A 9,081-nucleotide genomic window follows, 5' to 3' on the forward strand; every position below is an offset into this window, starting at 1 on the left:
GGTTGTTTCGAAGCTTGACAGGCTCGCCCTCCCAACCTTATATCCGCGCGACCTTGGCGAACGCCCCGACATGCCTTTCGATTTGAGGCGGATTTCGGGCCTTTCGCCGCCCTGGCGGGGTAGCTCAGTTGGTTAGAGCACGGGAATCATAATCCTGGGGTCGGGGGTTCAAGTCCCTCTCCCGCTACCATCACAATCTCATGACTATCTGCATATTTTCTGGCACGAGTGTGAGCGAGTCCATGAGTTCGCCGCCGGTCGACCACCTGCTTGAAGGGTAGTGTCTCGGTTTGGAAATTTGACCGCGCCGTTTTCGCATCCGGCCCTAATCTCCTATATGCTTAGCGCAATGCGCAGGAGTGGTGGCAATGAAGCTTGAGAGCACCCTTACTTGCCCAGAATGCGGGCATCAGTCTGTGGAAACGATGCCGACGGACGCCTGCGTTCACTTTTACGAATGCAAGAACTGCAGTGTGCTCTTGAAGCCCTTGGCGGGTGATTGCTGCGTTTTCTGCTCATATGCCGATCTGCCATGCCCGCCGCGTCAGGAGAATGGCCGTGCCCATCGCCGCCGGCAAACGCCCGCTCCACTTCAAAATTCAAACCGAGACGCCGGAAGATGACGGTTGACCGGAACCCCTGGCTGCCTCCTGCATCACGATGGCGACGATCGCGCCAGAGACAAACGTCAATGCGGCGATCGATGTGATCGCCCATGAGAGGCCGAAGCGATCGGCGATGAGGCCTGCAGAGAGCGCCCCGATCGCGTAGCCGAGATCGCGCCAGAACCGGTAGACGCTGAGCGAGCGGGCGCGCCAGCTGGGATGCGAAGCGTCGGAAACGGCCGCGATCAGACTTGGATAGACCATTGCGGTTCCAAGGCCGAGCAGAAGGCTGCCGACAAGCCACCATTCGAACCGGTTCGTGGCCGCGGTGAGAAACAAGCCGCCGGCCTGGATCCACATTCCAGCGACGATCAGGCCCTTGCGACCCCAGCGATCGCTCAAGGGGCCGGTGACGATCTGCAGGATTCCCCATGTCGCGGGATAGACCGCCTTCAGGATGCCGATGCGCTCGATGCCAAGTCCGAAGGACACGAAGAACAATGGGAAAATACCCCAGCTCATGCCGTCGTTGAGGTTGTTGACGAGGCCGGCTTGCGAAGCCGCGAACAGATTGCGATTCCGGAACGAGGTCAGCGCAAACACCTCCCGGAAGCTGATCGGCGCGGATTGCCGTGCGTGAGCGGATACCTCAAGCCTGAGGTGGTCGCGTGTGTCGCGGATAAGCAGCACCGACAACACAGTGCCGACGACGGCATAGCCGATCCCGAGATAGATGGGCACCGGTCGCAGACCGTATCGCGAAGCAAGATAGCCGGTGAGGAACGCCGTCACGCCGACGGCGAGATAGCCGGCAAATTCATTGAGTCCGACGGCGAGGCCGCGCGACTTCGGACCGACGAGATCGACCTTCATGACCACCGTCATCGACCAGGCGAGTCCCTGATTGATGCCGAGCAGCGCATTGGCCGCAATCACCCATCCCCAGCTCGGAGCCCAGATGATCATGAACGGAACCGGCAAGCCGACGAGCCAGCCGAGGACGAGAACGCGCTTGCGCCCCCAGCTGTCGGCGAGTTGGCCGGAGACGAGATTGGCAAGCGCTTTGACCACGCCGAAGCTGACGATGAAGGAGACGACGAGTGTCGTCGACGTGATGCCGAACACTTCCGACCCGATGAGCGGCACGACCGTTCGCTCGATCCCGACCATTCCGCCGACAAACGCATTCACCAGCATGAGGAGAACAAACTGTCGCCAGTTTTCCCTAAGCCCAAGTCTGACGGTCGAGCCTGCTGACTGTGAAACGCTCATTGGTCAGGCGGCAGCAGCAGCCAAGCCGGCATTAGCGGCGCGGTTGCGCGCCGCTTGCGGCGGCGGGGGCGGTATGTCTGCGATCATCGTGGCGACGAAAGCGTCCTCGTCCTCGATGCGGAACGCTTTGTTGAAGCGCTTCTCGAAGCCGATCGTCGATGTCGGCTTGCCACTGAGCGAGCGCCCGCAGACCGAGCCGGAGTAGGCGCCGGGCAGCACCTCGACGTGATCCGGCAGTTGCTTGAGGCGCCGTACGCTGGAAAACAGCGTCCGCGCGCCGGCCTCCGCGCTGGTTGCCAGTTCGGTTCGCCCGAGGTCGCCAACCATGAGCGTGTGGCCTGTCAGCACGAACCATGGCTCCGCCGCGCGCGTCCTGTCGGTGACCAGGAGCGAGATGTGCTCCGGCGTGTGCCCGGGCGTGTGCATCACGGTCATGGTCACATTGCCGAGCTCGAGCACCTCACCGTCCCTGGCACGCAAGAACGGGAACCCGGCTTCCGCGCCTTCGAAGAGCACGTATTGCGCACCCGAAGCGGCGGCGAGTGAGCGCCCGGCGGAAATGTGGTCAGCATGAATGTGCGTGTCGACCACGTAGAGGATACGCATGCCGGTTGCCTCGGCAACTTCGAGATAAGGCGCGATGTCGCCGACCGGATCGACGACCGCAGCGGCGGATTTTCCACCGCAGCCGAACAGGTAAGATGCTGCAACGGGATCGGAATGGAGGAATTGACGGAGGATCATGACTTGCGCGCCCCACCTCGCCCGAGATATTATTCAATTATTCTGCTGAATGTTTCACTGAGAAGATCGCATGTCAAGCATCGGGCCAAAACAGGCGATTTTCGCCAGCCTTGCCGAAGTGGCTCAAGCTCTCGGGCATGCACACCGGCTGGAATTGCTTGAGCACCTCGCCCAGGGTGAACGCAGCGTCGAGGGACTTGCGGCACGGGCTGGCCTCAACTTCGCCAACGCCTCGCGCCACCTTCAAATTCTTCGGCGCGCGCGACTTGTCGAGGCGCAGCGGCACGGCAAGCATGTGCTTTATCGTCTTGCCGGGGATGCCCAGATGGTTGCATTGATGAAGGCCCTGGGGCGCGTGGGCGAACGAAACGTCGCCGAAATCAATCGCGTCATGACGGACTACTTCCACGCGCGCGACGCCCTGGAGCCCGTGTCGCGCGAAGACCTTGTCTCAAGGCTGCATGACGGCCTTGTCACGGTTCTCGACGTCCGCTCGGAGGACGAATTTGCGCTTGGACATCTCCCGGGGGCGCTCAACATCCCGCTCGCTGAACTCGAACGCCGGCTGGCGGAGCTTCCCGCGAACCGGGAGGTCATCGCCTACTGCCGTGGTCCCTATTGCGTCCTGTCGTTCGAGGCCGTCGCGGCATTGCGGATGCGAGGGTATGTCGTTCACCGGCTCGAGGACGGCTATCCCGAATGGAAGGCTGCAGGCCTTCCAGTCGAGGCCGCGGCCTGAAGTGGTCTTGCATCCAAATATTTTCGGACGAACAACATGACGCCGCCAATTCCGCATTCGCCGCTGCTTGAGCTGAAGGACTATTCGGCGGAGGCCGTGTTTCAGGTTGAAAACATGCTGCGTAAGGCGCGGCGGCAAAAAGGCCTGCGGCCTCTACCCGTGCCTGGCGCGCCCGAGCCGGTCTGAAAGACTCGGTCGCTATTATAGCAGTCACTATATTAGTGTTTACTTGACAATACGCATGAGCTCTGGTTTCGTGGTTTTAACGGGTGCTTAACCAAGTTTATTGCGTTTTTTCGGACGGTGTTGGTATGTCGACTTTGGTTGTGGCCGACCCGCGGGGGGTGTATCTCGCCGGTCTGGAGTGGGTGTTGCAGAAGGCTGGACATGAGGTTGTCGCCCAGTGCCGCCGCCCTGTCGACGTGGTTCCTCACGTCGAGCGCCATCGGCCAGACATCGTCATCGTCGGCCTGGATATGGCGGATCCGCAGACAACCGGTCTTTCCGCCCGGCTGAAGGCCTGCAACAGCGCTCTCGGCATCATCTTCATCGTCCAGCCGGCCGGCAGGATCGACATCAAGGACATACAGGCGCTCGACAGCGACGGCCTGGTGCTGGAGGGCATCAGCCACCGCTATCTCATCGAATGCGTAAGCGCGGTGGCGACAGGCAAGAAATGGATCGACAACAAGATCGTCCAGCAACTGCTGATGCCGGAAACGCAACCCGAGCCGATGTCCAGACTGACCGGACGGGAGACTGAAATCGCCGATCTCGTCTCGCGCGGGTTGCGCAACAAGGCCATTGCCCAGCGGCTGCACGTTTCCGAAGGCACGGTGAAGATGCACCTGCACCACGTCTACGAGAAGCTGCGCCTCGGCGGCCGGGCGGAGCTGGCATGGATGGCGCATGGCAAAGGCACTGAGCGTCCAGGAACGGGCCTCCTCTGAAACCAGCACCGCCTGACGGCATCGGCCGTGATACCGCCGCAGCGTCCCGCGCTGTGTCCCAAAGCCGGGGCCAAAATGATCCAATTGTGCGAGCCGGCAGCCCAGCCTTGCGCATGCCTTCGATAGGAACATCGTGATCGGCGCCTCCGTTCTCGACGATTGCGACAGCCTGCTCTCGGTCAAACGCGACGCCGCATTGCGCGTTACCTGGTTTTAATCCAGGGCCTTTGTGTCTTGAACGACCGGTCCCCCTTGGGGGACCGGATCGCCAGGCGTTGAAGCTCTTGCAGGCTACGAGGACGCCATTAAACAATGAAGGTCTGGCTTGCGTCGATGTGCAGTTGTTGCGTAACAGCATCCCCGTCGAGGTCGGTGTTTGCCAGCGTGAAATCGAACGACTGATCGGGAACCGGAGCCTCGATGCTCGTCGAAAAGTCGAGGATGCGAACACCCGCGTTGGCGCCGGTGATGTGGAACTGAACGTAGGCCGTGTCGAAGGCTTGGCCACCATCGTCGTTGATGGTTACGGTCTGATTACCCGAGCGCAAGCCAGCAACGTTGTCGGTATTGTGATCGATCAGATTACCGCCATCGTCGTAAAGCCACGATTCTACTGTGATTTTGTCGATGTTTCCAATTCCTGCGACCGCAAAGGTTAGATTGTTGATGTCGGACCCGTCCGCAGTAGAGAAGGTGAAGCCCTCGTTGTTATTGATCTGCGACGCCTGACCGCCTTTCACCCCGAATCCAACTGCATCGGGGTTAAGGTCGTCAGCCGCAACGGTCGGGCCTCCCAGTGGAGCAGTGTTGAACGGCGCAAAGGCTCCCTCGGCCGCGTCCGGCGCGGGCGTAGTGCCGAAGATCAGACCGTCAAAGACGATGCTGCCGGTGTTGTCCACCGTGGGTACCGTCAAGGTCTCCTGGGGACCGCCCGACTTGACCGCATTAAAGTCGAGGTTGGACTGCTCACCGTGCGGTGTGAAGAGCACGTCGAAGGTGTACCCCGAGTCCGTCACGTTCAGTTGGTAGAGGTCCTGATTGGTGGCTACGTCGTGGTATGTCAGCGTGGTTCCGCCGTTGGTGAGGGTCTCCGTGATGTCAGCGCCACCGAGATCGGTGTAACCGGTGATGGTGACGTGTGAGCCGTCGGCTCCGGGAGTAAGGGTGAACGTCCCATCGTCGTGTTGACCGGCCGCCAATCCGACCTGGAATGCCGTGGCATCACCAACGATGCCGGTGAACGTCGGCCCGGCGTCCTCGAACACGAGGTGCGTTCCGAGATCCTCGTGGTTGTGGACTGTCACCTCGGTCGATGATGGGAACTTGACTTCGAGGTTCTCAACGCGAACGCCGGAGGTGCTTTGCTTCGTGTCGTAGGTAAATCGGACGTAGATTTGATCGACGCCATCCGCATCCGCCGTTTCGATGGTATAATTATCAAAGACGGCGCTGCCAGCAGGTAAGCTTACGTTGTCAGTGCCGTGCTCAATTATTGCCCCATTGTCGACAGTCCACCACTCGATGTTAACGCTCTTCACGCCGCCGACGCCCTGGATGTCGAACCTGATGCCGCCGATCTCGTTCGCATCCGGACTACCGGAAGTCCAGGCCGCGTCTTGAACGAAGAAGCCCTCATTTTGATTCATCTGAGAGGCTTGGCCGCCTTTCACACCGAAGCCGATGGCGTCGGGGTTCAGATCATCATTGGTTCCGGAGTTGGTTGGGACTGCCGTCGGATCGGGCACCGGCCCGCTCGGGAAGATGAGTCCATCAAACTTGGCGCTGTGGTTGTCATTGGGATCTGCTGTCGCAACCGTGAGCGTCTCCTGCGGGCTGCCTGACGGGATCGACGCAAAGTCGAGTGTCTGAAACGTCGTTACGAATTCGGTGGTCGTTACATCCAGTGTGATCTTGCCCTCGACAAAAGACAGGATGTCGCTTTCGTCAACGAGAGAATTATCGTTGTGTTGCAGCGGTTCGTACTGGATGAGGTAAACCTTCGCCGACGACACGCCGTCGCTCAGGTCAAGCGCGACCGCGAACGCCAGGTCGCCCGTGGGGTCAGCGACACCATTCACAGCCTCGCGCCCGTAAATGATGCCGCCTTCGTTGTAGAGGAAGATTTCCGTACCGTCGACGGTAAAGAGGCCGCTCGTCGTGCCGTCAGCGGGGATCAACAGCGCCAGATCGTCCGCTCCGGTTGTGTCAAGGAGGGCGGTGTTGACGGCCACCTGCGGGAAGCCTGTCGCGGGGTCGGTATCACTGATTTCGACGCCAAGATCATTGGCGAGATGGGCGAGCAGCGTCGCGCTCAGGGTGATATCATTATCGGTATCCTCGGTCTGTACCCCGATTTGCTCGTCGAGAACGAGATTTGTGTTGGTAATGGTGGCCATAACCTGCTCCTCCATTTGTTGATCGAGCTGGTTCCAGGGTCTGTTGGGTTTCAGGTCGGGCCGCGCCGAAAAGTGGATTTCGAGAACCGGAACGGAGCACGCCTTAATGTGCGCAAGTTCCGGAAGCGCAGAAAACTGCGATTACCAGCCCCGCATCACCTGAATGCTAAAATGCTAACAGACCCTAGCTGCTCAAGGGCCCACTTGGCGCAGCCTAAGGATGGCAAGTCAACTTTCCGTCTGATAGTATTATGACCTATATCGAACGATATATATCGTTTTCGATAGATCGCTGTCGTCAGTATAACTGGGAATATTGACCTCGCGGAAAAGCGCCGTAGTGAATGCTTGCGTCGGAGCAAACCGCTCGTGTCAAACGCCTTGCAAAACTGACCCCCGATTGGAGTGCGCCCCTCGGACCGGACAGGGTCGAGTCGCAGTTTTGACCATCTGCCGGCCGTGTTGGGTTGATCAGGCTCGGTCCTTGAAGCGCCCGGTCTCGTTGCCAGTCTCGATGATCTCACACAGTGCGTGAGACGATCGAGCAGCGCTGTCGTCATCTTGGCGTCGCCGAACACGGCCGGCCATTCGCCGAAGGCCAGATTGGTGGTGACGATGATCGAGTCCGCTCGTAGAGCCTGCTGATGAGGTAGAAGAGCAATTGTCTAAAACGGGCCTCCTCTGACACCGGCACTTTCAACTGGCATCGAAATGAGGCCGGCAACGAGCCGGAAAGCCGCGTCATGGCATCGGCCGTGATACCCGCCGCAGCGCCTGCGCCGGCTGAACTATCGAAGGATATATATCGTTCGATCAGGTACGGCCATTGACCCCAATACTACCGAAGCGGGAATGGACGCGCCCTCTGCGTAGGCGGCACACTGAGGCATGGGGACGAAATCCATCACGCGACCGTATGCACTGGGGTAGGTGCATTTCCGGCATCCGGGAGCTGGTTCCCTTTTCTTGAAGCGTTTTTCAACCAAGGAGAACCTCCATGGCACTCGACATCATAGCCCAAGACATCATCATCGACGAAACCGTTGGTCTTCAGGACGATGATGTTAACCCGTCGCTTCCGCCGTATAATGCCGACCCCACGCTGTCATATCTCCTAAGTCTCGACGGTCCGGGCGGGCTGACCTCACCGGAGGTCGCCTTCCAGGCCGACTTCGTGGTGGCCTCGGCGAGCGCGGGGGAAACCATCACCTCGGTCGTTCTCACCCAAAACTCCTCCGGGACCCCGTATTCCACCACCGTCGGCGTGAACAGCGGCATTCAGACGGTCGATGGCAATTATGTCTGGCTGTTCCAGGACCAAACTCATCCAAATGTCGTGATCGGCGTCATTGGTACCGCTGACCCGGCCGCTGAGCCCGCTGAGACCGGGCCGCTCGCCTTCTCGTTCGCGTTGATCACCACCAGCACCACCGGTCATTTTGACCTATATACGGTCGAGTATGTGCCGTTGCACCATCCGATTACGACCAACCCGGACGACCAAATCGATCTGACCGGTAAAGTGTACGCCTCGGTCACAGGGACGACCGTGGTCAACTTCAGCCAGCTTAGTGACGCCCCTTCTGGACACAACGACTGGTATATCCTCGACGCCGACACAGCGAGCACGCAGAAGATTCTCGTCACGGCGCATGACAATGGCGTGCAATCTGAAGTCAACATCAGCACGCAAGGCTTCGGTGTCGCATCCCAAGACGTGCGCTTTGGCCGTGAGCTTCAGATCGACCTGATCAACGGCGGCACCCAGAGCGCGGGCAAGGACTTTACCGACTCGCCAATAGCGCCTGACTACACCGATCACATCGAGACCATCTCCAGCGCGGGTTTTTCGGTCTCGCAGTCCACCCCGACCGGCACCGTCGCCGACATCGAAATCCACGCCTATAACAATGACGACAACGTGGAAGGCGCTGCGTTCCCCAGTGATGACAACGATACGGCGATCGACATCACCGGAGTGACCTTCAAACTGAACGGCGTCGACACAACGGCCGCAGCCCTGGGCATCACGGTTGACTTCAGTGGCACTGGACTAATCCTTTACGATGTCGGCGAGGGCGTGACGGTCGATTTTACGACCGCAGGCGGGGTTGGCGGAACCTTTGATCGCTTCACCATCAAGAACGTCGATACCGAGAAAGACTTTTTCGACGTCAAGGAGATCCACTTTGGTGGTGAAACAACCAATGCCGCCAACGAAGAGGTCGGCTCCCTCATCAACTTCGATGACGACGGGCCGAGCATTTCGACGACCGGCACGGAGCCGGTTCTGACCGTCGACGAGACGGTTCTTGCGACCAACGACACGCAGAGCTTCGCCGCCAACTTCAGCCCGGCCTACGGCGCCGACGGCG

General features: G+C 59.7%; 7 protein-coding genes, 1 tRNA gene and 2 pseudogenes. 6 read left to right on the forward strand and 4 right to left on the reverse strand.

Features of this window, described 5'->3' with window-relative positions:
* Positions 1-113: 113 nt before the first annotated feature.
* Together NKI20_RS28890 and NKI20_RS28895 are read left to right on the forward strand one after the other, a co-directional pair.
* A tRNA-Met gene (locus NKI20_RS28890) sits at positions 114-190 on the forward strand.
* A 178-nt stretch (positions 191-368) separates the two neighbouring features.
* Positions 369-623: a GDCCVxC domain-containing (seleno)protein gene (locus NKI20_RS28895; protein WP_352836875.1), complete on the forward strand. Its 255-nt coding sequence runs from the start codon at positions 369-371 to the stop codon at positions 621-623.
* Here NKI20_RS28895 and NKI20_RS28900 read toward each other — a convergent pair.
* Both NKI20_RS28900 and NKI20_RS28905 read right to left on the reverse strand, forming a co-directional pair.
* A complete protein-coding gene (locus NKI20_RS28900) occupies positions 600-1,802 on the reverse strand; it encodes an MFS transporter (RefSeq protein WP_502898171.1) in 1,203 nt (400 codons plus the stop codon). The genes NKI20_RS28895 and NKI20_RS28900 overlap by 24 nt on opposite strands.
* Positions 1,803-1,880: 78 nt before the next feature.
* Entirely contained in the window at positions 1,881-2,621 is a 741-nt protein-coding gene (locus tag NKI20_RS28905; RefSeq protein WP_352836880.1) for an MBL fold metallo-hydrolase, read from the reverse strand.
* 70 nt (positions 2,622-2,691) lie between these two features.
* On the opposite strand from NKI20_RS28905, the gene NKI20_RS28910 reads away from it, so the two are divergent.
* The 3 genes from NKI20_RS28910 to NKI20_RS28920 all read left to right on the forward strand — a co-directional run bounded on the left by NKI20_RS28910 (position 2,692) and on the right by NKI20_RS28920 (position 4,310).
* Positions 2,692-3,360, forward strand: a complete 669-nt coding sequence (locus NKI20_RS28910) for an ArsR/SmtB family transcription factor (RefSeq protein ID WP_352836882.1) — start codon at positions 2,692-2,694, stop codon at positions 3,358-3,360.
* A gap of 36 nt (positions 3,361-3,396) precedes the next feature.
* Positions 3,397-3,546, forward strand: a complete 150-nt coding sequence (locus NKI20_RS28915) for a hypothetical protein (RefSeq protein ID WP_352836885.1) — start codon at positions 3,397-3,399, stop codon at positions 3,544-3,546.
* A 125-nt stretch (positions 3,547-3,671) separates the two neighbouring features.
* Positions 3,672-4,310, forward strand: coding sequence for a response regulator transcription factor (locus NKI20_RS28920; RefSeq protein ID WP_352836887.1), 639 nt, complete (start codon positions 3,672-3,674; stop codon positions 4,308-4,310).
* Between the two features lie 305 nt (positions 4,311-4,615).
* Here the strand turns inward: NKI20_RS28920 and NKI20_RS28925 are convergent, their stop codons facing one another.
* Both NKI20_RS28925 and NKI20_RS28930 read right to left on the reverse strand, forming a co-directional pair.
* Positions 4,616-6,706, reverse strand: a complete 2,091-nt coding sequence (locus NKI20_RS28925; protein WP_352836890.1) for a DUF5801 repeats-in-toxin domain-containing protein — start codon at positions 6,704-6,706, stop codon at positions 4,616-4,618.
* A gap of 471 nt (positions 6,707-7,177) precedes the next feature.
* Positions 7,178-7,370 (reverse strand): annotated as a pseudogene (locus NKI20_RS28930) (ATP-binding protein); the annotation flags it as partial.
* Between the two features lie 333 nt (positions 7,371-7,703).
* Between NKI20_RS28930 and NKI20_RS28935 the strand changes: the two are divergent.
* Positions 7,704-9,081 (forward strand): annotated as a pseudogene (locus tag NKI20_RS28935) (DUF5801 repeats-in-toxin domain-containing protein); the annotation flags it as partial.

The organism is Mesorhizobium sp. M0830, from assembly GCF_040319965.1.
GTDB lineage: Bacteria > Pseudomonadota > Alphaproteobacteria > Rhizobiales > Rhizobiaceae > Mesorhizobium.